Here is a 26,451-nt window from a genome sequence, read left to right on the forward strand (position 1 = left end):
GAGGCGTGAACGGTTACCATATATTTTACTATCAATTTTTACTTTGGCCTATAGTCAGGGAAATCCTCCCTCCAAAGGGCTGTCTCTTGATTACATCTCTGCCTACACCCGCTGCTTGTTTGCGGGGCCCAGTTTTTTAGCACAGCCATAGATCCCGCTGACAGGCAGCGGGACATCGAAGGGTAGAGCTGGACTGGGTTTCCAGAGAGGTGTAGAAGATTCAGCCCAAAGGGGCGAGGACATTTAAATGAGCGCGAAGGTTAAAACCTAAGAGTAGTCACACCAGGTTGATTACTCGTTTCTCCTGAAATCATTTGCTTGATTAATTCTCTGCTCTCTTGTTGCCAAAATTTGACAGCGTCTTCTTTTCGAGAACTATCGGTATCAATCGCAAGGATGTCTTGTTCGATTTTTTCCAATAGATTCGAGAGTCCAGTTTTGCGTTTCACTAAAGTCAGTGTTGCATTAGAACGATCTGTATTACTCAATGACAGATGACTAATTTTATCAATTACTGTTTCGATAGCTATTTTCACATCTTTTTTGTCAGCTTCATCCAATTTATCTAAATACACCGTTAATTTATCGGCAATAGTCGCTTTTAAATTGTTAGCTTCGTCTATCAAATTTTGCCTATGCCTGATTCTTGCGCTACTGACTTGGCCATGTGTAATGAGAAACCCGGTTGTTACCCCAGCTGCCAGATAAAGTGCAAGAGCAGCAGAACTAGCCTCTTCATGTAATTGCTGTCTTAAAAAATAGCCCGCTGCACCACCTATTATAATCCCTCCCCAAATATAAGCCCTATCTAACAATTGGCGAGAAGAATAATTGGTTATACCTTGTTCTTGAGTGGTACGACCAAAATTAGAAAAATCAATACGGTTACCGAAAAAATTAGTCAGCGGGTTTGCAATCCAGGAAGGTAGAAAGCCAGGCATCATCATCTCCATTATAAAAAATGAGCATTATGCTTAATATCTCAGATAAAAGCAAAGCGCTCCTACAATACTGAATAGCTTTCTTTTCCATTCCCAAGATCAATTCAATGAACAAAGGTATATCATAATCCTAATTACTTGAAAATTTAAAGATAAACCGTTTTAATTACTGTATAACTAGATAAAAGTATTGTCATTAAGGGAAAGGAATTTCATATGGGCATGGAAAATAGCTCAGCAAAAATGTTTGTCAACAACCTGTTTCAGATAGCAAATGTTAACATTAATGGACAAACTCCTTGGGATATTCAAATCTATAATGATCAGTTTTATTACCGCGTATTACGTGATGCGGATCTAGGTTTGGGTGAAAGTTATATGGACGGTTGGTGGGATTGCAAACGAATTGATCTCTTTATTTCAAAACTGATTAAAGCAAACCTTGAATCCAAAATTAAAATCAATTTAAAGTTCGCATTTAAAATATTTTTATCCAAATTATTTAATTTGCAAACCAGAAGACGATCTCTACAGGTCGGTAAACAACATTATGATGTTGGAAACGATTTATTTCAAATAATGCTTGATCACAATATGAACTACACTTGTGGGTATTGGAAAACCGCTACCAATCTGGAGCAAGCCCAACTTGACAAACTTAAACTCACTTGTGAAAAACTCCATCTAAAACCCAACATGAGATTGCTGGACATAGGATGCGGCTGGGGTAGCTTGGCAAAATATGCTGCTGAAAATTATGGAGTATCCGTGATTGGAATCACTATATCTCAGCAGCAATATGAGTTAGCCAAAATTCGCTGTAAGAATTTGCCCATTGAAATTCGTTTTTCTGATTACCGGGATTTGGATGAAAAATTCGATAGAATAGTGTCTTTAGGCATGTTTGAGCATGTTGGCTATAAGAATTACCGTAAATATATGGAGATTGTTCATAAGTGCTTAAATGACGAGGGATTATTCTTATTACATACTATTGGCTCGAATGAAAGTGCCACAAAAGCAATGCCGTGGATCTCAAAATACATTTTTCCTAATGGAATGGTTCCATCTATTATGCAAATTGGTAAAGCATCTGAAAAATTATTAGTTATGGAGGACTGGCACAATTTTGGCGCTGATTATTACAAAACCCTGATGGCTTGGCATGAGAATTTCAACCGCGGATGGGATCAAATTAAATCCCATTATAATGAAAAATTTTTTCGCATGTGGAATTACTATTTACTCAGCTGTGCAGGCGCGTTTGAAGCGAGGATGCTACAATTATGGCAGATCGTTTTCTCCAAAAAAGGTATCCAGAATGGTTATATAGCTCCAAGATAATATAGCTACAATATATATCATCCTGCCAACTGGCTTAAAGGTTTTACTATCTGTTCTTCCGTGGTAGTCATTCGATTTGGGCTAAAAAAGCGCACCCCAAGAAAAACCCCAGGAACAATAAAAAAAAGAGAAGCAACAAATACCAGTAAACCTTTCATAATATCTTTTGGGATAGTGCTATGGGGCTTTGTTAAAGTGGCTCTATTGTTGTCAATAAATTCACGGAACGTTGAAAACCGATCGCTAAAGCTCAGTTCTTCATTGTCTAATACTTCTTTAGCTGATTCCAAGATCCTTTTTTTCTCCATAGCATAAGGATTGTTGAATATTTTAGGGAGAGAGTCGAGACGCTTGATTTGAGTTTCACAGCGCTTTTGAAATTCTTGAACTAATTTCTCTCTCTCTTCTTTTTTCTCAATTGTAACTTCTGGTTGAGTTTCTTGGGACTTAACCTGTACTACTTCTTCAATAACAGGTAATGAGTGATTTTCAGGTGCCTCAATCTTTACCTGATAAGGAATATTTATTATTCGCATTTCATTATTATATTTCCAGAATGTTTTTCTTTCACGAATACAATTAATCCCATTAAACTCAATTTTTACTTGCTCCAAGCTTTTTTCTGATTCTACAAGTACCGTTTTTGCTCCTGTTAATTGAGGAACACCGGAAAAATCTTCTGACGAATAGCAATGACAATACCCAATTAATGCAAACCACTTCCCAGGACGTTCTTTCATTTCATTTTCTATAATTTTAGTAGCAGTATAATTCATACTTTTTAGGCGGAAACTATCCTGAGTGATTGCTGTAGGACCCCCGTAAGCATACTCCATATGTTCTTTGTCATATTGTTCAGAATAAGTGTATTCCGTATCAATTCCAACTACACGTATACCACACTGTTTAGCCGCTTTTACTAATTCCAAAAAATTATTTCCAGCCAGATAATGACATGTTTGACACCGACAACCATTATCATGATTTTGAGTTCGATCGGAGAGAATCCCAAACCCTGTGTCTAACGTAGTCAATCGACCTTCTATTCTTTGATTCACTTCTGATTTGCTTAAAGAGGCAGGGTCGTAATCATCCATTTCCAGTTGATCATCATAATACCAATGCTCCAAAAATAATGTGGTATAACCCGCTTCCTTTAATTTAGCCATATTTTGGATTAAAAAATTTTTAGGAGCCCGATCACAGTGATTTTCTCCTACAATAAAATTGGTTTTTAATAAGTCTGGGAGACTATTGACTGAGGCAGGAGTTGTAATCTCACGGGCAGGATAAAAAGCCCTTAATTTTTCTTCAAAAGGCTGTGGTCGTAAATTTTCTGGATTCCCAGTAATTTCCCGCACAAATTTTTTATATTTGTTATCCTTGACTTGATCAAAAGAAGGAGTAATATACTCGCTTGGACGATATACCATAATACATAATCACTAATTCACAAACAAATTGTATTATTTTAACAGAAAAATATTAAGAATTAATTAAGGATTCTGTTAAATCCAAGGTTCCGAACAATTTACCTACTGTAACTTAGGAGCATTATTTAAACCTTCTAATCGCCCCACTGGTTTACGTGAAAAAAAGGATCCAAAATAACTTAAGAGTGATTTGTTAGAGTTCGCTTCAACCTCTTCAACTCCTTCAACTTCTGTTATTACCGGCTGGGGATACAAATTATTCTGAACCATTTTAAAACCTGAAAAAATACTTCTTAGAATCAAAGGCAAAAGACACAACATCATAATCATACTGGTTAAATTGGTAGACTCATTAAACAAAGCATAATTGGCCAATGACTGAAAAACAGCTATTGTTAAAGCAATCCCCAAAGTATTGGAAACCAGTCTTGAAGCATTGATATTCCTATTATCCATGGGTAAATCAGAGCTTTCATTTATCTCATAAAATGCAATCCATAACCATAACAAATCAAAAATCACGCTATACCAATGTTGCTGATTCATTTCCGTAACATCTGCCCCCATCGCTTTAGCCCAATCAAAAGTCGATTTTACTGCTTTAATTGCTAAAGCCTCTGTTGGCTTTTCCTGTGAGTTTGCTAATGCAGCGAATTGCTGCATAAACAGGCTTTTGGGAAGATTAATATCAAAAAGTTCATAAAAGGTTTTTTGAGAGCCAAATAATCTTCTTAACTGTTCTTCGCTAATATTGGATAAAGCATTCACTCCAGGGGCAAAAGAACCGTCTTCAGAATGATGAGCTATCACCGCATTAGAACTTTTCATCATCATGACGTCATTAGTACCATCGCCGTTAGCGACTACAAAGTAATGATGATCCTTGAGATAACGAGCCAGAATGCCTTTTCCTTCAGTACTCATTTCAGCAAAAATAACCACAGGACGTTTTGCCACATCTCTGTCCATCAGTTTTTGAAATCTTGCTAATATCGTGTTATTGATACCTGAAAATATCACTGTAGAATCTACTGGATAATGTTCTTCATTAAAAAATTCAAGATCATTTTCATTGACCTGCTCAGCACGTATGGTAAAGATGCTTTTTGCGTTTCCAGGACATAATACTTTAGCAATATTTTCTGCTGCTTTAGTGGTATCACCAGTCGCGACAAAAACTGGAACAGCGACTTCTCGGCATTGAGAGATAAATTTTTCTGCGCCTTTTTTTACCGGATTATCAATAATAAAAGTACCGTAATACTTCAAATCTTTAAGTAAAAAAGGGTTTTCTAAAATAAAATTTTCAATCCCCTGTTTATCATCTTTACTAAATAATTCCTTCAAAGTTACGAATTCTTGTTCGCAGAGTTTTCCTCTGGCTAAACACCAATCGCGAGAGAGTACTGCTGTACGACTGCTCATAGTCGTATAAGCTTGTAATAAAGGAGTCTCTTTAAAGGCATCTTGCTTAGGCACGCCACAAAAAACAAGATAGGAATCCTGACCTTCTTGAACCAAAGTAAGGCGACCTCCAAACGTACGATATAAACCTAAATGAAAAGTTTCAACTTCTTTCTCGCTTTCTTTAAGGGTAATAGTTTTTTTAAAATGATTATTACCAAGAGTTGTCACTTGCAAACACTGTTGATTATCTAATAAAGATTGAAATAATCCCAAGATAGCATGTTCTTCAGGTTCCAGTTCTTTTCTATTGTTAGTGAATGCATTGCAAAATACCTCAAAAGACTCATGCCATTGCGGTTCTGGCGGTAGAAGCAGGCCTTCTTTTTCTTTTAACAGCTGCTGTACTTCAGTGGGCATTCCAACAGTCCATAGTCCTAAAACATCCATTCTGGTAGTTGTAAGAGTCCCGGTTTTGTCCGAAATAATTGCGACACCATTCGGAAATCGGTCATGATAATAACCACCCAGTGCATTACATAAATCAACCACACGAAGAGCATCTATGGTCCCTAAAGGTTGATCGCCAAGGTTACTATTTAATTTTTTCACCAAACGGCTATTCACAGTTTCCCGTAAAAAAGCTTCAGAAAAAGGAATCATCGTTTGGAAGAGAGTGAACATTAGCCTGAGAGTTTCTGAAGGCATTAAAGTAATGTCTCTTTGTAAAAAGGCAGCCATAACAATGGAGCCTAAAATAGAATACAAAACACTTCTTTGTTTACGTTCGGCTATAATCTCATTAATAACTGCTTTTTTCTCATAGTTACTGCTTAATAAAAGCTCTTTCTCTGGTTTAATTTGAATAAAAACATTGTCATTACCATATAAATCTAATTTATCGCCTATCAACACCCCTGCCTGTTTACCGTCTCTAACCGCATGCAAATCCACTTTTTTATAGTCTGAAGTAAAACCAATCTTGGTTTGGTGCTCTATCCAAACATCTTCTCCGTTTTGCGCTTTTAGGTTAACACTAAATTTTTTTCGTTCCAGTATTTGAGTAAAATGTCCTTGCAAATCACGCTGTAAAGCAACTAACTCTCCGGAAACCGGCACACAACCTAAATCGATGCTTTCGTCACAATAAACCAAATCTCCTGTACGTAATTGGTATCTTGGGACACTAATAAATATCGAGCCATTAGATGTAAATCTTAAAACCTGATGTGTCTTATGATTATACTCGTAATCATGCTCAAGTTTTTCTTGTTGAATACGCATCTTCTTGATAGTGGATGGCGCCAAATCAGCTAATAAGGCCGGCAAATTACGAAATTTCTGCATTATTCTATCAGCATAGCGAATATTGTGAGAAATTAACCCCAATTGAAAAGCACGAGAGCTAACCATGAGTTCGCTAGCAATAAAGTGGTTGATTTGAAAATACAGATTGGATATAGATGTAAGCCCGCTGGAGATAACTGCTGTATCTGAACGTTGAGCACCTCTGTTGTATTGCATTCGGACTAAGAACTCTTGTGCTTTTTGGGTTAGATAAGAAATCCCGCTCGGAATAACCAACGCACTAGTTCCTAGTCCGGCGATTAACGAATACTCATTAGAAACACTACCATTTAATAAAAAAGTCGTGCCTTTAAAAACTGAACTATACATATAAGTAATTGCCGTAATTTCGCTGGCTACAGCAGCAGACAACTCAACTTGAGAGTTAAATTTCTTATCAGTAATACGATTTAAAGCGCAATATCCTAATACAGCCGCGCCAAAAAGAAATTTAAAAATAAAATCATATTCAGGACTCCCTGTTTGATATTCGCTCATGTGTTGGGTTAGATAATCACCAAGAACCAATGCAGCCCCAGAGGATATTGCAGGCCAAATATATTTTCTAAAACTGCTCCAATCCATAGAGTCTAAAGAAAATGTCAGGACTAGAGTATTATAAAGTTCCTTTACACGTGTAGAAAAAAAATTGTCTATTCCAGATATAGCACTTCTTAGATAGTAAGTGCGATCTGGTTGCGCATCTTGCACCAATTGAAACGATAAGGCTCTGTTCTCTTTAGGATCAGATTTCTGCGATTTTCTTTTGGCGGAATTTATCTTCATAGCGGCAATCCTTTTGTACATCAACAATACTCTATAGGTACTTAGAGTCCAGCCTGATAATTAACTTATCTTCACAAAAGGTTCAAGGGGATTTGAAAAAATAATTACAGATCAATCAACTGGAATGCAGAGAGAGTAAGTGTTTCATTTATCGCTAATCAACAACTTATTATTCTTGCCTTTTTACTACCGCCTGAGATAAGCAATTATCTCGAGTATTACTGCATTCCAGAATGCAAGGTTGATATTGATCCTTGCAATAAGCTGCTTCATTATCTCGAGTGCATTTATCATACTGATTGTTGCAAGGGGTCATACAATAATCATATCGATCATTGCAAGTTTGTTCATCCGCATAACTTATGACCCTATAACTGAAAAGGATGAGACAAATCGTTAATGCATAAAATTTTCTCATTTATAGGCTCTCCTTCCTTGTGAGTAATTTTAAAATAATTTATCTTTGACAGCGATTGTGAGGAAAATACAAATACATTATTTACTTCATAAGTTTAGCAAATAATAATAAAAGCCATTGGAACCTTTTGTAATATTCTAGGAAATATCACTGTATACCATGCTTTCACAGGATAATTTGAAGAAATTAGGAAATAACTCTTCGATTCAAAAACAGTCAACAATCAATAAGAAGCATTTGTTCCTGGCTGAAAAGCACACCCAGAATCATCTCTACCAGTTGGTCTGGCCCCTATCGGACCTGACCAAAGCTTTTATTGTGAACTCATCCTTACAGTACTTCTAAGGCCGTATGCTCTTTTGATTTCCATCGAAATAGAATGAATATCGATCCATAATTTCCTCAGCAAAGGTTTGATATTTTGCATTATTAGAGGTTAACATCAACTTTATCACATTAAGAATATTCTCTTTACCTATCACTGTGAATTGAAAACACCCTTCGGAACCTTTTGGAACAGGTATTGATTGCATCATTACCTGAGGATTACGCGATGCAAGATCCATCCATAAAAGATAAGTGAATTTATCACCGCCTTTTAAATCGGTATCAAGAACACTCATTATATTTGCTACAGGAATAACTGTTGCTACTACTGAATCAGGCTTTATTACTGGCTCAGGCTGTAGCAAAATTTTTATTTGTTTAGCAAGATTTTGATGCCTTTCATTATTAGAGGCAAGCATCAATTCTATAACACTACGAACATTTTCTTCACCTGTCATCGTGAGCTGGAAAAGTCCAACGGTACCTCTTGGCACTGGTATTGATTTCATCATTAACTCAGGATTGCGCGTCGCAAGATCCATCCACAAAGTATAAGTCAATTTAGTGCGCAAATCAGTATCAGTAATACTCATTCTCTTTGACGCAGGATCAATTGTTACTTCTACTGAATCAAATATTATAGACTTAGGTTGTAAAATGGATTTATCAAAAAATTTTTTCATTGAACACACCTCGTTGATAATAAAAAAATCGCTTAATTTAAAAAGCGATCTATTCTTTTATTGGGATTTATAGACATTTTATTATTTCTTGCTTTGAACGCTTGATGAAATGTTGCCCTTTCTCTAATAAAAATAGGGTTTTTCATGTTTCTCAACACGCAAACAAATTGAACAATATTAATTATTGGCTTGAATATTACTATAACAACATTAAGACAATATTAAGCCTTTCATTGAGGCAATAGGAGGAGTGGGATTTTTTAGATTCAGGGGGAGAAAATACGACAGGCACGGCACTCTTCGTTGAAATATTTATTTTTCCTCCTTGGTTTTTTAACAAAAGAGGTCTCTTTTGCTGTCTGGACCATCAGAAAATGTGATATACCTATATAAAGGAAGCAAAATTCATTGTAACTAAATCATGTTAATCAATAGAAAAACAAGAGAAAATGATGCGTTATATGCTGCAATTGTTGAATCAAGCAATGATGCTATTATCGGGAAGGACCTTGACGGCACAATTTTATCCTGGAACAAAGGTGCTGAAAAACTATATGGTTTCAAAGCAAAAGAAATTGTTGGTCTGCCTATTGACTATATTATTCCTCCTGATAGAAGAGGAGAACCTCAACAATTTTTAAAAAAAATTAGGGATGGCGAGTCAATTAAGCATTTCTCTACCATTCGCTTACGAAGAGATGGAACTGAGATCAAAGTTTCTATTTCTATTTCACCCATTAAAGATGATTCTGGAAAAATCATTGGCGCAGCCTCTATTGCAAGAGAAATCCCTTTTGTTACTACAGAGCAAAAGAAATTTGAATTAGCTGTAGAATCAGCCCCTAATGGCATGCTCATGATCAATGCCGCAGGTGATATAAAACTCGTAAATGAACAACTGGAGCGCATGTTTGGATATACTAGAGATGAACTTTTAGACAAACCTGTTGAGATGCTCGTCCCGGAACGTTTTCGCCAAAACCATCCTCATTATCGCAAAGATTTTTTTAAAGACCAAAAACAAGGCTTATGGGGGTGGGACGGGATCTTTTTGGTCAAAGAAAGGATGGTTCCGAGTTTCCAGTCGAAATTGGTTTAAATCCATTAATCACTGAGGACAGTAGTTATGTTTTGGCATCTGTAGTAGATATAACTGAGAGAAAAAAAGAGCAAGAAAAATTTCGCTTGGCTATTGAATCGACACCGACAGGTATTTTAATGGTAAATAACATAGGGGAGATTGAATTAGCCAATGAACAAATTCTTAAAATGTTCAAGTATAAAAAAGAAGACCTTACTGGACAAAAAGTAGAAGTGCTAGTCCCCGAACGATTTCGTGAAAATCATCCGAATTATCGTAAAGCCTATATTATGAAACCACAAACACGAGCCATGGGAACTGGTCGTGATTTGTATGGATTAAGAAGCGACGGTACAGAATTCCCAGTAGAAATTGGTTTAAACCCTTTAGAGACGGAATCAGGAATTTTTGTTTTAGCCTCGGTGATTGATATTACTGAGCGCAAACAGGCAGAAGAGACTATCAAAGAAAGTAATGCAGAACTTGAGCGCTTTGCATATGTGGTATCCCATGACTTGAAAGCCCCTTTAAGAGGAATAGCGACCATTTCTGAATGGGTCATTGAAGAATATCAGCAAAAATTAGATCAAAAAGGTAAACAATATTTTGAATTACTAGCCAGCCGAGTCAAACAGCTGCAAGCGCTGATTGATGGCATTTTACAATATTCAAGGATAGGAAAAACGAAAGAAGAGCCTGAAAAAATAGATTTAAATCATATGATTGGTGAAATTAAAACAATCTTGATGCCCTCTAAGCCTATTCAAATTAGCATTCAGAGAAAGCTGCCCGTTATTTATGCTGCCTAAATCCATATTTATCAACTTTTTCAAAATTTAATTAGCAATGCCATCAAATATAATGATAAAGCACAGGGAAAAATTGAAATCGGGGCAGTTGAGCATCCTAAGGAATGGGAATTTTTTGTCAAAGATAATGGAATTGGCATTGATGAAAAATATAAAGATAAAGTGTTTGAGTTATTTCAAACACTAGGGGATAAAGAAAACAATGATTCTACTGGTGTCGGACTTACACTCGCTAAAAAAATTGTTGATCTTTATCAAGGAAAAATTTGGTTTAAATCAACGGTTGGTAAAGGAACAATTTTTTATTTTACTTTAAATAAAAGAAAACTGAGTGAGGGATAACGTGTACTCTACAAAACCTATTCTACTTATAGAAGATGATAAAATTGATCAAATGTCCGTCGAAAGAGCATTTAATCAGCTAAAAATAAAAAATGAGTTGATTATCCAGGAAAATGGAGAAGAAGCATTAAAATATCTCAAAGAAAATGAGAGACCCTGTCTTATTATTTTAGATTTAAATATGCCAAGAATGAATGGAATGGAATTTTTGGATATTATTAAAAAAGATAAACTCTATAGAAATATCCCAATCATCATTTTTACAACCTCCTATCAAATAGGAGAAAAAATTAAAGCGTACGATCGCTGTATTGTAGGATATATTGTGAAGCCAACTGACTATAAACAAGTTGTAGAAACATTTAAAACCATCAATGACTATTGGACTATTTCCGAGGGACCAATTTTTTAAGATTATAAGGAGGTAATAATGCGTAATTTACGAGCTTCACATCCTTTTTCACTTGGGATTTCTATATTTCTATTCGTTTTATTTTTTATGCCGCAAATTTCTCATGGAGCAGAGACATCCAACATACGCAGCAAACGATATTGTGAGATTATCTTATCCAAGTCCATATCAACTTATGCCGTTTATAATACATGGGGGTTAAATGATTGCCCAGAGCAATTATGGAGCAAGGTTTCTATTTCTGCAGTAAAAAAAGAAACCGGTTCTTCTTTTGTTCATCTTAATGGACCGCGATATTGGGTGATTGATGGATTTAAAAATACCTCTTTGATTAATCCTACTATTAAGACAATTAGTGGAATTCCCATGCGAGAAGCTGGTGTATTGCACCTTAGTCTAATGGATTTATTTAAAAATAGACCTTATAAAACCCATGAAGTAGATCGCAAAACAACTTGGGTGTATCAAGCAGGTAAACCTGTTTTTGAGCTGATTGATCCTTCTGGGCAGGTTTTTGTAATGCAATCTTATAGTGCTCAAAAATATCCTCAAACAATAACCAGCCTCCAACAGCTAGGTACAAAACTCAAACTTCCAAAAGGTTGGCAATTTAAAACCGGTGTACTTAATAAATCAGAAACAATTCAAGCCATTAATAACAAGGCGGTAGTTGTTCAAGATAATTTTTTGAATACCTATCAAAAAGCAAGCTATGATTTTCTGGAATAAATTCACAAAATGCAGGTCAAGTCAAAATAGTGTCTAACTTCTGTTTAGTATAATGTAACCCATATTACGAAACAGGTATGGTTGCTTTCTTTCGACTATAAAGACTATCTTGGTACAAAATAAAATTTTTAATAATAAACAGTATTATTTTAGCTAATGAACGGTTATCCTGTGCAAACCTGAAACAATTTGCATGATAAGATAGAATTATGAATTTTAGTGCTTGGTACCTTCCTTCTTTAGCTGCATTAATTCTTTATGGCGCGTGGGGATATTGGGGGACAAGAGCTTCTAATTTCATTAATCCTCTTTCAATCACTTTTTATTCAAGCATAGGCGTTTTAATCTCTGGAATTATTGCATTGATTCTATTAGGTTTTAAACCTGAGCTTTCTGTTAAAGGCAGTGCCTATGGATTATTAAATGGTTTGGCCAATGGGATTGCCTGTATTTTTTTTATTTTGGCTTTACGTAATGGCCCTACTATGCCAGTAGTATTAGTCACTTCCATGTATCCTATGATTACTTTACTTTTCTGTATGATTTTTCTCAAACAAGAATTAAGCTTAAAGCAAGGACTAGGAATGATCTTCGCACTGACTGCCTTAATTTTATTTTCAACAGAATAGGTGTTGGCAATTGTTCCTAAGCAAACATTGGTGCAGCCTATGTATAAATGGAAGACAAGACGCAACGGACTTGAATTTTTATGAAATCCATATTAAACCTATTAGTTGCGATGCACTCCATTTTAAACATCCGCATTAGCCATTTTAAAGGACTATAAATGCTAAATAAAATCCAAACTATCTCTTTACTGATATCAACCTTATTTTTTTCTACTGTTTCGGCAGATACTTACAGTGTCCCTGCAACAAAAGACACAGTAACACTAGGCCTTTTCACACTGAATAAACCACCTGTTGTTAAGGTTCACTCTGGGGATTCGGTGTCTCTCGAAACCTGGAACAGCTGCTTGCACGAAATGGTCTTTAATAAGACGACTCCTGCCGAACTTGCAAAATTCTATATAAAATATGACATTCAAAAAAGGCGTGGTATGCATAGTCTGACTGGACCGGTTTACATTGAAGAAGCCGAACCAGGAGATGTGCTTGAGATTCGTATATTAGATATCAAACTAAATGATTTTGGGTATAATTTTTTAAGTCCTACCCAAGGGATTTTATCAGAATTTACCAAACCAAGAATCATGTACTTCAAATATAATAAAGAAAGTAATACGACTGAATTCACTAAGGGCATATGTTTACACCTCAAGCCGTTTCCAGGAATTATTGCTGTAGCTCCACCTCTTGATTGGCCGGATGGATGGCCTGTCAATTTAGAAACTCGTATGGGCCAACCTGCCCCAGGACAATTCAACTCAGTCCCACCAGGCCCTTTTGGAGGTAATTTAGATCAACCGAGCTTACAGGCAGGTTCCATTCTTTATTTACCTGTTTTTCAAAAAGGGGCTTTGGTCTGGACAGGTGATTCACACGCCATGCAAAGCAATGGTGAAATTGACGTCACAGCGCTTGAGACCTCTTATGAAGGGATCACTCTGCAATTTATTGTACGAAAAGATCTGAAAGCTGAAGGCGTATTTGATAAAACCAAAAGAAATGGCAGCAGCTTATTTACCTGGCCAATTATCGAAAATTCTAAGGAATGGATTGTGATGGGTTTGAATGAGGATCTGTTTGAAGCCATGCAAATGGCCTCTAAGAATGCAATTGATTTTTTAGTGCGTACTCAAGGGTTCTCTCCCCAAGAAAGTTATCAATTTTTAAGTATGGTAGGCAATTTTGATATCCCTGAAGCAGTTAATGTCATTAAAAATGTCGCTGTACACATCCCTAAAGAAACATTCAAAGACCACGGGAAAACAATTACACTTTGTTCTGAAGGTAAATTCCCCCTAACAACTCCAAAGATCAATGAAAATGCGACTTGCATTCCGCAAGAAGGTAAAATTATTCAATAATCATTAGGAGATATAATGAAAAAGATCTTAGTTTATTTTTACTTATATTCCATGACTTCCGCTGCTTTAGCGGATCATATTGTGCTTAATAATGAGACTAGTTATCCAGAAAAAGGGAAATTAGGCACAATTGCTGTGCAGTGGGCCTTTACAGCGGAAGATACCCAAAAAGCTAATAAAAACATCATTGGTGGTTCAAGATTAGACTTGAGCTCTTTAGTAATACTCCCCCAAAAAGGGCAAATCCAACTAATCTCACCAAATCATGCTCAATATTTCAGGGTAATGGTATGGTCATCAGAAAAACCAGAGCCTGACATGCTCACAAACTGGGTAGAGATTGTGCCCAATAAAACATATACAGTGAATCAAGACTTCCTCATACCGGCAGTACTTATGTCAGGAGCAGGGTGCTAGATCAACATAATTAGCTCCGCGAGTAGGTCTGATCTTTTTTGGATGGACCTACCTTTCTACATACCAGGCAACGGATTGGACAAGGAATCTCCCGGGCCTCTTCAATAGACTCCTCATTTTCTTCTATTGATTTTGTTTGTTCATTAATAGCATCCAATATTTTATTACTGACTCGCTCAATAGCGCGAAAAATCTCAGGACGCCTGTCCTCTTTGTATATCCCTAATTTCGTCAATCCGGATCGTATTTGATTACCTCCTAAAAAAGATGGGATACAGTCCAGTAAGGATGAGAGAAAATTTTTAAATAGCGTACCCCAACTTTGATACTCCCCTAATTTTGGTGAAGCACTCGAAATAAAGTTAAGTGCTCTGTCAACAGCCATTTCCTTTTTCTCTAGGTGTTGTTTACTAGCAATGATACCAATTTGTGTTTCAAGATTGTTAATCAATTCTTCTATTATATTAAATTCTCTGTGATCCGTTGGTATATTGTCGCAAGCTACTTTCATATCATCTAATATTTTGAATAATTTATCCTCTTTAACACTCACTTCCTGGGGGAGATCACTCGAAATCATTTGTTGTTGCGGCGGATAGCTCTCTTCATCTTCAAGAGGTGAATTGTGTTCAACAATAGTCTTTTCTAAAGGCTGTTCAACAATCTTTTCCTCCGGTGGCTTCTTGACAGAAACCACTGGAGGCCTTGGAGAAAATACTGAATCAGGAATCTTAGATGTCCAATGAACATTAGAACAATTATTAAGAATCATTTCAGGGGTGCCTGACTGAAAAAAAGGACTACTCCCATCTCTGTGAATATGAAGCACAATCGCTGTATCATGAAAAGTATCAATAGTTCCTTGTTTGTTGCGCTCCATCCTTTCCCCTTGAATCCCACGATGCAGCGTCATCAGTGTTTCTTCAGTCCCCCATACATACTCTTTCTGCAAATGCTTTTTATAGTCATTAAGATATTTGCTATCATTTGCCGAAAAAAACTCTACGATTTCTTCGCTCATAATATCATCTAATAGAATCGACTTATGAAATTGAATATCGCTTTTAGAGAAGGCCTTTCCCTCAAATTTTTTTTCTTTTTCAGCCCATTGTTTATTAAATTCTTGTACTATTACAGGTAATCTTGCCGCAGCAAATTTTTCCATCGCCGATTCCATACCTGCAACCCGATAAATTTCGGCTTCTGTATAGTCTGGATCTGTAAAGCCATGATCAATAAAATTTGCTAACTCAGAACCATTAGATTGCAAAGATTGCTTAAAATAATGTTCCAAACCATATTTTGCTGCAGTAAACAAAGGAGTAGCATAGGGATTAGCATTAAACTCTTCCACAGTCCGCTCTCCAGCCAAATTCCTGGTTGCCCTTCCTAACACCGGTTCAATAATAGATTTAATTTCATGTTTACTAAAAGGATTATGAGGTTCCTGAGATAGCAGCGTGCGCAAAGATTTTTTTTGATCTTCATTCAATTTTAATTTATTAAAAATATCTTCCGTAGTTTTGCTATCGTTTTTAGCCCGTAGGTAATACATTAATGAGATACTGTAGGCATAATACATACAATTGCCTTTGCCGCTGTTATCTACATCCAACATAAGGACCTCCTCAGTATTTACCACCCCTTCAAATTTTTGAAGAATTTATTAGCATGAAATGACAAGAGATTGTAGTTATTTTATAACTCAATTAAGTTAATAATATCACAGCATGAGCAACAAATCATCCAATAAAATCTGAGGAATTCCTGCAAGAAAACCTCAGCACAAATGACTCCTATAAACTTCGATTAAACTTGATGCAGCTATAGCATCAATTTTTAGAATACTAATTGGAAACGTTGCATAATGACCTTTTCATTAGGGCGATTTAAAACTTGACTCGTCCAGGCAGTGGCATAACTTCCAGCAGTTAAACATCCAGGTGTTACTGGAGCATTTAATGCGCCCGTTGAACAACCCCCAACAAACCTCGTTTGATCATATTCCGTCATGATGACTACATTTTTATTTAGAAACCAATTGATGCCTATTCCCCAGGTATTGGCTTTTTGAATAGATAATCTGGGGTCAGAAAAAGTGTAGATCGTCTGCCCACCCGATGTTGTAAAATAATTAAAAATATTCCCATCCATCACCAGTTGTGACCACCTGGCTACCAATTGAAAAGCTCCATAGTTCCCTCTGACACGAGGATTTAAATTGCGATTCGGATTTAGTGAACCAAAATCAAATGATTCTTGTGTCAAATTGTAAACCATTTGCACTTCTGCTGCTTGGTTAGTCAAGCCTATTGATTGAACATTCGAGTTAGGAAAAACAAGGCCGTTGGTTAATGTTTGATGGGTTTGCGTCCACTCCCCAAACATTCCGAAAGGCCCTAGAAACCAGAAAGCTTGAGGATGTATCCTGGTTCTTAAACCATTTCCATTCACCATAGGCTGATAAAAGAAAATCGTATTTTGCCCTACAGAAACCATAGCGGGAGGATTACTTTGATTGTTAACGTTCTCCGTACTACCTGCAACCCCGACGCCTAAATTTTTTAATACTTGCCATGAACTGTTTAAGAACAAATTGGTAAACAATCGAGCCTCTAGTACCTTATTAGTCAAAGTGGCTACTTCTGAATTGAACGTTGTAGGCGAAACAGGATTTAATCCAGGGTTCGTATTATCAAAAGTACCCGTGAGTACTCCTAGGTCATAGGAAATCCAGTCATTGAATCGAATATATTTGTATTGGTAAGGAAAAGATTGGCTACCTTCTCGCTGAGGCCCAAGAGTACCATACCATACAAAACCGTATTGCCTATTCGGAGCCATCATCGTCGCATATCCCCGTTCCACTGTATTATTTGTAGCGCTGCTTCTTAATCGGTCAAAACCTGCGAGTAGACTTTTTTGTTTACCAATTCTAAAACTGAATTGTTTAAAATAATGTAAATCAATAATGGTATCAAAAACCCGCGTTTGACCTTGTCCAAAATCGGGAGTCAATAAAAAGTCGTTATACTCCCAAAAAGTACCATTTAAAATCGGACGGATACGCCTCATCCAAAAGCGATCCACGGTATTTTGGTTAATCATCGAAGCGCTGGATACTCCATTATTAATGGTTAGTCCTCTCACATTAAAAAAAGCATCCTGGTCAAATTGCAAAAGACCATGCAAAAACAATTTGTTTTGGTTGTCATTTGAAATGAATCCAAATCCATCTTGACTTGCTATCGCATAGCCGTATTTTGAAATTCCCGGAAATTTTGCCTGTTCAGTTTCTGCATAAATTAATTGAGAAGGCAGAGAAAAAAGGAAAAAAGAATATTTTAAGAACAAATATGCTTTAGTTTTGGACATGATCTTCCATAATCTAAAAAAATGGATATTGCCCGAAATAGCTAAGGGATGCAATCAGAATTGAGTATCTTAATATAATATGAAAAGAATCGATCAAAGCCGATTGTTAATCTTCATTATTTTAGTTTATAGTGTGCTCTTTTAAATCAAATGACCCCATATACCTTAGAAATTTTGGTATATAACCTATTATTCTTTATGCAAGAAATTGATGTCATTATCATTGGAGCTGGTGCCGCGGGCTTAATGTGCGCCATTGAGGCAAGTAAGCGCAAAAGAAAAGTACTTGTGCTGGATCATGCTAATAAGGCAGGGAAGAAAATATTAATGTCAGGAGGAGGCCGCTGTAATTTTACCAATTATTATATTGAGCCCGACAAATATTTTTCCCATAACCCCCACTTTTTTAAATCGGCATTATCACGTTATACCCAGTGGGACTTCATAGAACTTGTTAATAAACATAAAATTCCCTTTCATGAAAAAACGTTAGGGCAATTATTTTGTGATAATAAGTCAAAAGATATCGTTGATATGTTACTTAAAGAATGTGATCAAAACGGGGCATCAATTCTTTTAAATACAGTAATAGAAACCGTACAAAGAACCCATGATCATTCCTTCAAGATCAATACTACGAAAGGAAAATTTCGCTGCCATTCTGTAGTTATTGCCAGTGGGGGGTTATCCATCCCAACTATGGGAGCCAGCCCTTTTGCGTATAAAATCGCAGAGCAATTTGGCATTAATCTATGGCCAACTAGAGCAGGACTTGTGCCTTTTACTTTGGATGTGATTGAGAAAGAACGGTTGTCCATTCTATCAGGAATAGGTGTTGACAGTCTTGTTTATAATGAAAGAAAACAATTTCGAGAACATCTCTTGTTTACTCATAGAGGACTAAGCGGACCAGCCATCTTACAACTATCCTCTTATTGGTATCCAGGTGAAAATATTTGTATCAATTTATTACCAGAACAAAATCTCCTAGATCTCTTAAAAACAGCTCGAGTTGAGACGCCACATAAACAATTAAATTCAATATTATCAATATACTTGCCGAAACGAGTTATAGAAGTCTTTATCCCTTCAAAATTGGGTGAAAAAAAACTGGCTGACAGTTCTAATAAAGACTTGGAAATCATTGCCCATTTATTTCATAATTGGGTGGTGAAGCCTAACGGCACGGAGGGTTATCGTACCGCAGAAGTTACGATAGGAGGAGTCGATTGTAATGAAATTTCATCAAAAACTATGGAAGCAAACAAAATACAAAACCTTTATTTCATTGGAGAAGCTTTGGATGTTACGGGATGGCTCGGTGGCTACAATTTCCAATGGGCATGGTCTTCCGGGTGGGCGGCTGGGCAAGTGGTATAAAGGAACGCCTATAATTAATAAACCCTAAAGGTGCCTCTGTGAGTATTGAGATAAAATTGGCCTAAGCACACATCATTTAAAATAAATTAATAAATTCTTCACTTCAGAAACATAATACCCGTTCGACTTTGCTTTTGTTCTGGTTTAACTTGCATTAAAAATTTTTATAGCCAGCGTGCTTTCAGGATATTTAGTTTTCTCTCGCATATCGTCTAAACTGGTAAAAAAATTAAATGTCCAATTACGATCTTGATAGGTCTCAGTAAGCATTCCTGTCGTTGTACCAGCATCTCTCTCAAGAAATCCTTTTTCAGAATCAGAGTTTACAATATTAACCAAAGCATGAATTGGATTAGATGCATCTTTCTTAACTAGACAAACTCCCTGATTTAAATCTATCTCTTCGAAATCACAATCGACAATTTTATATTTTGTGCTGCTCGTCAACGCACGAATAAGTAATTGGATATCTGCAATTTGTGTACTCACCTTAATTTCAAAAACACTCTTTTTCTTATTATAAGTAATACTGATATTATCTTTAGTTAAAGTATCATCATATTTTTGTAAGAGATTTAAAATAGCTTTTTTTTCCTTTAGGACATTAAGCTTTTTAGTACTACATGATAATAGAATAAGATACATCACGTTCTGTTTGGCTTTTGGTTCAAATTCTGACTTAAAATCTGTCACTTCATCCTGCATAGCTACGACATGCTCTGCTGAAGCTATACAAGAAACAGGTAAGGCAGGAGCTTTAGCAGCTCTTGAAATAAGATAATGATCTCGGTCTATTTTTTGTTTTTCCACCATGGAAGTATTTACTTGCACTCCTCTTCCATTGAACATATAAGCCGAATAACCTGATTCACGTGCTGTATAGGAGGGCGTGGTTGAGTGCCTTTCCATAAATTTATCAATTTTTCTTTGCTCATCCTCATCTTCTATAAGAACAACTTTCTTGCCAACTTCTTTATAATAGTGTTGTTCATACTTATTTAATTCTCTCTTTCTTTTCATAGTTCAACTTACAATAAATGGCACAAAAATAATAAAACAGTATTATATTGAAACTAGATTAAGAAAATATTAAAAAGCAAGTAGCCCTTCTTCACTGCTTTGTACGGAACAAAAAATCCCTGGATGAAATAGAAAAGCAAGTGTAATTAATAAATAACTTGCTGATTTTAAATGTATTTAATACAATCATTTCGTCTAAACAAGGATGCAAATATGAAATATATCAGCGAATTGAGCCAAGTCTAAAAAATGTAGTGTATTTGTCGCTGTACCACGTTTATAAATCTCTAGTACACCCCAATCAACAGCAGTATATTGATAAATTCCTGGCGCTATTTTACAGGTATCTATTTGAATACGATCACCAGGAGTCGGGTGACTATAACGCTTAAATTTCTTTTTTCGTTTAAGTTTTTTTATTGATGGCGTTTGGGTTAAATTACAGATCTGAGGCGAAAGCGAATTACAGTGCATTTTTTGCGATATTTGGCTTATTAAACAATTTTTAGTTAAATAGTAATTTAAAAATTCTATTTTAGCTGATTATTCATTCAATTTAGATTTAATTTTTACAGATAAAATCAATTTTAACCTATTTTTGATTCTAATTCGCTTTTGCCTCAGATCTGTAATTTAACCCAATTTGGTAGATTACTATTTTTAGTTCCCTTATCACCCGATATGATGTCAGCGATGGTAATTACACGTTATTGTTATTATTATTGGTTGGCTTTCTTTGATATCTGGTTGACCATCGGAGAGACTTGATAAAAAGCTAATTGTAGTTGTTTTGTAGTTCAGATAAAGACCGTCTCCAAATTGCTGACAGATCGCTTGCATCACATCTGGAGACTCGGTCACATATATGTTCTTGCCGAGGTCTTTAATAAAATAATGCGGGGACTCACATGTGACCTCTGTCGTTGAATAAGATATACCGAAGCAGCGAAACATACCGGTATGTGAATTTGAGTAAGCACGTAGGCTAAGCAATAGCATTAGAAGTATTAATATTTTTTTCATATATTTTCTGGCGTTTATGTATCCCTAAGACATGAGTCACTATATAATACCTTGCCTTACAAAGGGAAATTGAATAGTTCAATGATTGTGATAAAACTATTTTATTTCTTCTTAACTATATTCATGATGAATCGTGTCGACGTAGCACTTTATTACAACTGAATTTAACAGAGGGAAGGCATAGTGACACGCCCTGTTTTTCGCGGAAAAAGAGGAGAACTTCACCAACGCTATCGCGAAGGACAAGAAGATCAATTAGAGGCACTAGGATTAGTGCTTAATGTTTTAGTTCATTGGAACACTATTTATATGGATGCAGCGCTAGATCAGCTAAAGTACTATATCTTTCCCGTTAATGAAGAGGATGAAGTGAGACTATCACCATTCGCAAAAGCACATTTTAATATGCTTGGTCGATATTCATTCTCGATGCCTGATGAAGTAAAAGATAGCAAATTAAGGTCACTAAGAGATCCTAATAATCCTTAAGTCGGTTGGCCGTTCCATTGCTCCCCAAGCCCCAGCTTCAGGCTGTCTCTTGATCACATCTCTGCCTACACCCCACTGCTTGTCAGCGGGGGGCGGAGAACTGCTTTTAAAAAATTGCCCCGCACAAAGCTTCACTGCATTCCCACTTTCTATTTTAATCTGCGATTGGATTGATTATCATTCCATTTTAGCGCTTTGAGTATAATCCCTCTTACCTTTCCAATTCGTTTTTTTCCTAATTACAAGCCCTGAAGCATATAAAACAACACCAGTAAGAGTTAGAGACAATGCTCGAATCATTGTCGGTGTTGATGACGCATCGTAAAGTAAAGCTTTACCTGCAGAGAAAAATAAAACAATGAGAACTGATTTTGCAATAAATACATCGTTTCTCTGTGTCGAAATCTGCAGTATGATAAGCGCATAGGCAAGCCAGGAAGCAGATACTGCCAAAGTTCCATATTCATTAGCCAGTTGATAAAGGCTCATGATTGCAAGAAGATGTGCCGCTGCCAATAAAACATAGCAATATTCTTCCTTTTGAGCCAATTTCCTGCGATTTTGTATGAATAGAAACCATATGCTAGCAAATGAGACCCAAGCCACTACAGACCAAGAGAACTCCCAACCAGTAATCAAGTGACCTAATATACTTAAGTATTCAATCCCCAAAATAGCAGAAAGCCCTACGATTGGGATTGAGAGAGTAATGCTCCATTCAATTGAGCTTATTTTTGTTTGTGAGAAGGTATACCCAAAAACAATTATTGCAAATAACCATGGTTTTAAACTTAGTGGCAAAAGACCAAGATAAATGGAATGGAAACAAACCAGGGTTACAAAAGTTAATATGACATTGCGACTCTTAAAATTACGTTCAGGGAGCCATTTTTTAGCTGAATTATACAGCCCCACTAAAAGAGCTGCAGCAGCTAGAGAAACACATGAAGCCAGAGTCTGATCAATACGGCTGAGATAGTAATATTCCATTGAATAGAAAATAAGTAACACTGGGAAAAGGCTCCAGGACTCCTTCTCCGTGAGTTCTTGCTTCGTTAACCGAGTATGAAACAGCGTGCCAATTGAATAGATAAGAAAGTTAATAGCAAGTATTGTAGCAATTAACACATCTTGATGGAGTTTCAATCCAATCACTGCTGTTATTGATATCGCTAAATAAGCTGAAATCATAGTTAATGTACGTGACTCCACCCAAATAGCAAGGGTTGCAAAATTTAATGAGCAAATCGTAAAATAATATAAAGAAAATATAGTGTTATTTTCAACACCTGAAACAATTGGAGCAATATAGGCTCCCAAAGCAGCTATGATTGCATAAATATCATGCTTAAACCGCAAATAAAACCAAATAGAAATTCCTGAAACGATAGTGGTAATAGCAATGACAGTCTGAAATGAAATAAGAAGGTAATATTGATATGCAGCAAAGCCAGTAAAATACAGCACTATAGCTCCAGCTGCGGGTAAAAAACAAGCATATGTTCTATCTGCACTAGAGATAACAATCCCAGCACCGAATAATGCCATTCCAAACAAGGTAGCAACTCCAAGTTGTTTTTCATGAGTTAGCCAACCGGACTCTATTGATAATTTAACAATGAAACCAGCAGCAAGAATAAAACAAACTGAAGCAACAAATCCTAACCAATTACCTGACATGGGCTTAGGTGTTTGCTTTGTTCTGTTAACTGTTTTTTTGTTTTTTATTAACTTCGATGGTCTTTCTGAGGCTGGTGATACATCACCAATAATTTTCTCAATTATCGAAACTCGAGTTTCCAGTTCCTGTATATTTTTTTCAATATTAACCGATTCCAAAGAATGTCCTACCCTATTAAATTCTGACTAATTTTACACCATTTTGTCTAATTGTTTCGAGTGTTTTTTAAAATTATTTGTTTTTATGTATAAAAGTAAGCATAGGCTGCCTTGATGAGCCTGAAAAATTCCTTAGCTAGGCCAAGATTCGGTAAGATTAAGATTATTCTCCAAAATGATTCTGATTTATGTAATAAGAAGCCTTAATTGTTGGCTCAAAATACCCAATTTGTGCCTTGAAATAAAAATTCAAGACCGTTGCTGCTTACTTTTAAATTGCCTGTAGATACTCAAGGCTCTAGCTCTGGCTTCGTAATGATTAATTATAGGGGTTGGGTATTTTTTTCTCGAATAAATCGGATTAACATCAATATCTGCCCAAGGTTGATGTATTGACTGACTATTTAATCGCGCAAGTTCAGGGATCCATTGACGGATATAGTCTCCATCTGGATCAAATTTTTGGCTTTGTAAAATAGGATTGAAAATTCGAAAATAAGGTGCGGCATCTGCCCCACATCCTGCCACCCATTGCCAACTCGCACTGTTATTTGCCAAGTCCGCATCAACCAAAGTATCTAAAAACCACTGCGCTCCCAAACGCCAATCAATCAGTAAATTCTTAACAAGAAATGATGCAGTAATCATGCGAACCCTGTTATGCATATAGCCAGTAGCCCATAATTCTCTCATTCCGGCATCAATGATAGGATAACCAGTCATTCCTTTTTGCCAATATTTTAATAACTGCTCATCATTTTGCCAAGGAAATGCGTCAAAATCTCCTCTAAAATTCTCAGAATCAAGTTTTGGGAAGTGGTAGAGTAAATAGACAGAAAACTCTCTCCATCCTAGTTCTGATAAAAAATGTTCGACAGATGCCAAATCACAATTAGGATCCTGTTTAGCCAACTCTAGTGTTCTTAAAATTGCCCAAGGACTGATTTCACCAAAATGCAAGTGAGGTGATAGCTGCGAAGTTGCATTTTTTGCTGGGAAATCTCGATTCTTCTTATACTCGTTAAGATGGCTCACAATAAATTCGTTAAGTTTTCTCTGCGCCCCATCTTCTCCAGGAGTCCAATAATCAGTAAATCGTACTGCCCAATCTAGGTTGGTAATAACTTCCACTCTCCAAGCTCATCACTTTGAACCTCGATTCCAACTGGGCGCTTGGTTAGGGTAACAGGCGAAGGAATCGTTAGGGTTTGTCGGCACCGTTTCCAGTAAGGAGTAAAAACCTTAAAAAAATCCCCATTTTTATTTGCAATTAACCACGGCTCATGAAATAAACTCCCATTGAAACTCTGAACTTTAGTGCCACTTTTCACTAAAACAGTTTTAATATTTGTATCACGCTCAATAACTTGGGGTTCATAACAGCGATTCCAATAGACTGACGTCACTGAATGCTGTGTGACTAATTCTAAAATAATATCTAGCGGATTTCCTTTACGAAGAACGAGGCTTAACCCCTGTTTATTTAAAGATTTATTTAAAGCAATAAGGCTATGGTGAACCCACCAGGCTTGGGCTCGTCCTAAAATACTGCATTTCTCATCATAAATATAAAGTGGAATCACAACCTCATGATGAGAACACGCCTCGATAAAAGCAGGATTATCTGTCAATCTTAAATCTTGCCGAAACCAGATTAGAGCAATAGCCATACAAATTTCTATTTATGGTAAAAAACTATAAAATAACATATTCGACTTTATGAAAAAAACCATCACTGAATCCCTAAGACGAGAACCGTGGAGTCCATTCAGAATTATGTTATGGAGATCCTGCATGAAAACATAGTTATTGATTTTTTTCTTGACCAAGAGAGATTAGAATCTTTTGCACTACTATTCCACCCTCTTTTAACTATAAATCTCCATAACTCGTAGAAAACATGCAATTGAATATTACCAAATTAGGATTTTCTCCAATACAAGTGAATATTACTCCTGTGGGTTCATCAGAACTCTCTGAAGTCAATATTTTATGTAAGACATGCATGCCCCCTCTTTCTATGCAAATTTGCGTCATAGCGGATAAAACATTCTCATCTGTTTTAGGTTGAAGAGCATTATCATAACTGTACTTGCATTCAGGTGTTTCTGAATTATCAGGAACCAGCATTTTTTCTGAAAAAGCCTGATTAGCAAGTATGAGCAGTAATAAAGATACAAAGACAGATTGAATTATTTTCATTCGGTCTCTCCTTTTTATAGAGAGGCTGTTGGTATTTCCTTTCGTGATCTTGTTAAAGTGCCAACAGAACATCAACAGTCCCTAATTCCATTATAGACAAAAAATCTTGCTGTATTTTTCAGTCATACCCGCGTACGATAAACCAACAGCTACTGGAAATGATAAAAGTCCAATTTACTGGGCACGATTTTTTGTACAAACATATCAAGGAACTCAAGTCTTTGGGGAAGACGATATTTTCTCTTTAGTGCCAAATCAAAAAAATGATTATTTAAAGTGAGTTCGACATACGCAGAATCGGAGGTTTTGCTTATATCAAACTGGATTCTTTTAAATTTAGTCTTTTTCAGTGGGTCTGAATTTAAAAGATAGATAAAAAAGTAAAATTTTTTACTTGCCTCCAAAACAGACATTAAGAGTTACTGCACTCTTCGCGGGAAGCCAGTGTCCATAATTTTCTCCGTGCCAACGACTGGTTTCTTCAAGTTTTGCTTCAACAATTTGTTTCGTGACACCTTCCGTTCAATCCAGTTGGCACAGCGCTTTCTAATCTGTCTACGAATTTGGCTTCGCATAAAAGTGTAGTGGCAAGGATTAAAGGCTTCATTTAGATTATCTGAAAGGTAAGGCTTCAGTAGATCATTCTTGTTGACGTGCTTT

General features: G+C 36.2%; 20 protein-coding genes and 4 pseudogenes. 11 read left to right on the top strand and 13 right to left on the bottom strand.

The window, feature by feature from the left end:
* Positions 1 to 260: 260 nt before the first annotated feature.
* A complete protein-coding gene (locus tag OK13_RS09450) occupies positions 261 to 941 on the bottom strand; it encodes a hypothetical protein (protein WP_035890476.1) in 681 nt (226 codons plus the stop codon).
* 222 nt (positions 942 to 1,163) lie between these two features.
* Here OK13_RS09450 and cfa point away from each other — a divergent pair, with 222 nt between their 5' ends.
* Positions 1,164 to 2,285 (top strand): cyclopropane fatty acyl phospholipid synthase, encoded by a 1,122-nt coding sequence (gene cfa / locus OK13_RS09455; RefSeq protein ID WP_035890507.1) that lies wholly within the window; start codon positions 1,164 to 1,166, stop codon positions 2,283 to 2,285.
* Between the two features lie 17 nt (positions 2,286 to 2,302).
* Here the strand turns inward: cfa and OK13_RS09460 are convergent, their stop codons facing one another.
* The 4 genes from OK13_RS09460 to OK13_RS09475 form a co-directional block, all read right to left on the bottom strand.
* Positions 2,303 to 3,718 (bottom strand): membrane-targeted effector domain-containing toxin, encoded by a 1,416-nt coding sequence (locus tag OK13_RS09460; protein ID WP_052117638.1) that lies wholly within the window; start codon positions 3,716 to 3,718, stop codon positions 2,303 to 2,305.
* Positions 3,719 to 3,820: 102 nt separating this feature from the next.
* Positions 3,821 to 7,255 (bottom strand): HAD family hydrolase, encoded by a 3,435-nt coding sequence (locus OK13_RS09465; protein ID WP_035890477.1) that lies wholly within the window; start codon positions 7,253 to 7,255, stop codon positions 3,821 to 3,823.
* Positions 7,256 to 7,424: 169 nt separating this feature from the next.
* Positions 7,425 to 7,673, bottom strand: a complete 249-nt coding sequence (locus OK13_RS09470) for a hypothetical protein (protein WP_035890478.1) — start codon at positions 7,671 to 7,673, stop codon at positions 7,425 to 7,427.
* A 341-nt stretch (positions 7,674 to 8,014) separates the two neighbouring features.
* Positions 8,015 to 8,683 (bottom strand): hypothetical protein, encoded by a 669-nt coding sequence (locus tag OK13_RS09475; RefSeq protein ID WP_035890480.1) that lies wholly within the window; start codon positions 8,681 to 8,683, stop codon positions 8,015 to 8,017.
* Positions 8,684 to 9,104: 421 nt separating this feature from the next.
* Here OK13_RS09475 and OK13_RS09480 point away from each other — a divergent pair, with 421 nt between their 5' ends.
* The 8 genes from OK13_RS09480 (at position 9,105) to OK13_RS09510 (ending at position 14,463) form a co-directional block, all read left to right on the top strand.
* A complete protein-coding gene (locus OK13_RS09480; protein ID WP_035890483.1) occupies positions 9,105 to 9,782 on the top strand; it encodes a PAS domain-containing protein in 678 nt (225 codons plus the stop codon).
* Complete coding sequence (locus OK13_RS09485; RefSeq protein ID WP_052117640.1) at positions 9,719 to 10,573, top strand: PAS domain-containing sensor histidine kinase; 855 nt, start codon at positions 9,719 to 9,721, stop codon at positions 10,571 to 10,573. The genes OK13_RS09480 and OK13_RS09485 overlap by 64 nt, the downstream gene beginning before the upstream one ends.
* Positions 10,574 to 10,579: 6 nt before the next feature.
* Entirely contained in the window at positions 10,580 to 10,915 is a 336-nt protein-coding gene (locus tag OK13_RS14190; protein WP_277619292.1) for a sensor histidine kinase, read from the top strand.
* A 1-nt stretch (position 10,916) separates the two neighbouring features.
* Positions 10,917 to 11,327 (top strand): response regulator, encoded by a 411-nt coding sequence (locus OK13_RS09490; protein ID WP_035890485.1) that lies wholly within the window; start codon positions 10,917 to 10,919, stop codon positions 11,325 to 11,327.
* An 18-nt stretch (positions 11,328 to 11,345) separates the two neighbouring features.
* Entirely contained in the window at positions 11,346 to 12,056 is a 711-nt protein-coding gene (locus OK13_RS09495; protein WP_052117643.1) for a hypothetical protein, read from the top strand.
* A 209-nt stretch (positions 12,057 to 12,265) separates the two neighbouring features.
* The gene (locus OK13_RS09500; protein ID WP_035890488.1) at positions 12,266 to 12,685 is read left to right on the top strand and encodes an EamA family transporter; all 420 of its coding nucleotides are present in this window, start codon (positions 12,266 to 12,268) and stop codon (positions 12,683 to 12,685) included.
* Between the two features lie 158 nt (positions 12,686 to 12,843).
* Positions 12,844 to 14,046, top strand: coding sequence for an acetamidase/formamidase family protein (locus OK13_RS09505; protein WP_035890489.1), 1,203 nt, complete (start codon positions 12,844 to 12,846; stop codon positions 14,044 to 14,046).
* Between the two features lie 15 nt (positions 14,047 to 14,061).
* Positions 14,062 to 14,463 (top strand): hypothetical protein, encoded by a 402-nt coding sequence (locus OK13_RS09510; RefSeq protein WP_035890491.1) that lies wholly within the window; start codon positions 14,062 to 14,064, stop codon positions 14,461 to 14,463.
* A 10-nt stretch (positions 14,464 to 14,473) separates the two neighbouring features.
* Here OK13_RS09510 and OK13_RS09515 read toward each other — a convergent pair whose 3' ends face one another.
* Together OK13_RS09515 and OK13_RS09520 are read right to left on the bottom strand one after the other, a co-directional pair.
* Positions 14,474 to 16,081: a hypothetical protein gene (locus OK13_RS09515; protein WP_052117645.1), complete on the bottom strand. Its 1,608-nt coding sequence runs from the start codon at positions 16,079 to 16,081 to the stop codon at positions 14,474 to 14,476.
* Between the two features lie 221 nt (positions 16,082 to 16,302).
* Positions 16,303 to 17,838: a porin gene (locus OK13_RS09520; RefSeq protein WP_035890494.1), complete on the bottom strand. Its 1,536-nt coding sequence runs from the start codon at positions 17,836 to 17,838 to the stop codon at positions 16,303 to 16,305.
* Between the two features lie 198 nt (positions 17,839 to 18,036).
* Here OK13_RS09520 and OK13_RS09525 point away from each other — a divergent pair, with 198 nt between their 5' ends.
* Positions 18,037 to 19,218 (top strand): BaiN/RdsA family NAD(P)/FAD-dependent oxidoreductase, encoded by a 1,182-nt coding sequence (locus OK13_RS09525; protein WP_035890496.1) that lies wholly within the window; start codon positions 18,037 to 18,039, stop codon positions 19,216 to 19,218.
* A 144-nt stretch (positions 19,219 to 19,362) separates the two neighbouring features.
* Here OK13_RS09525 and OK13_RS09530 read toward each other — a convergent pair whose 3' ends face one another.
* Positions 19,363 to 20,238 carry a hypothetical protein gene (locus tag OK13_RS09530; RefSeq protein WP_035890498.1) on the bottom strand — a complete coding sequence of 292 codons (876 nt, stop codon included), beginning with the start codon at positions 20,236 to 20,238 and terminating at the stop codon, positions 19,363 to 19,365.
* 240 nt (positions 20,239 to 20,478) lie between these two features.
* A pseudogene (locus tag OK13_RS15360) lies at positions 20,479 to 20,628 on the bottom strand (IS481 family transposase); the annotation flags it as partial.
* A gap of 722 nt (positions 20,629 to 21,350) precedes the next feature.
* Here OK13_RS15360 and OK13_RS09535 point away from each other — a divergent pair.
* A pseudogene (locus OK13_RS09535) lies at positions 21,351 to 21,750 on the top strand (Tn3 family transposase); the annotation flags it as partial.
* 177 nt (positions 21,751 to 21,927) lie between these two features.
* Here the strand turns inward: OK13_RS09535 and OK13_RS09540 are convergent.
* The 4 genes and pseudogenes from OK13_RS09540 to OK13_RS14860 form a co-directional block, all read right to left on the bottom strand.
* On the bottom strand, positions 21,928 to 23,589 hold the full coding sequence (locus OK13_RS09540; RefSeq protein WP_035890501.1) for a DUF2339 domain-containing protein: 1,662 nt from the start codon (positions 23,587 to 23,589) through the stop codon (positions 21,928 to 21,930).
* Between the two features lie 249 nt (positions 23,590 to 23,838).
* A pseudogene (locus OK13_RS09545) lies at positions 23,839 to 25,259 on the bottom strand (cryptochrome/photolyase family protein).
* A gap of 202 nt (positions 25,260 to 25,461) precedes the next feature.
* The gene (locus OK13_RS09550) at positions 25,462 to 25,791 is read right to left on the bottom strand and encodes a hypothetical protein (RefSeq protein WP_035890503.1); all 330 of its coding nucleotides are present in this window, start codon (positions 25,789 to 25,791) and stop codon (positions 25,462 to 25,464) included.
* Positions 25,792 to 26,210: 419 nt separating this feature from the next.
* Positions 26,211 to 26,451 (bottom strand): annotated as a pseudogene (locus OK13_RS14860) (hypothetical protein); the annotation flags it as partial.

The sequence above is a fragment of the Legionella norrlandica genome, from assembly GCF_000770585.1.
GTDB lineage: Bacteria > Pseudomonadota > Gammaproteobacteria > Legionellales > Legionellaceae > Legionella > Legionella norrlandica.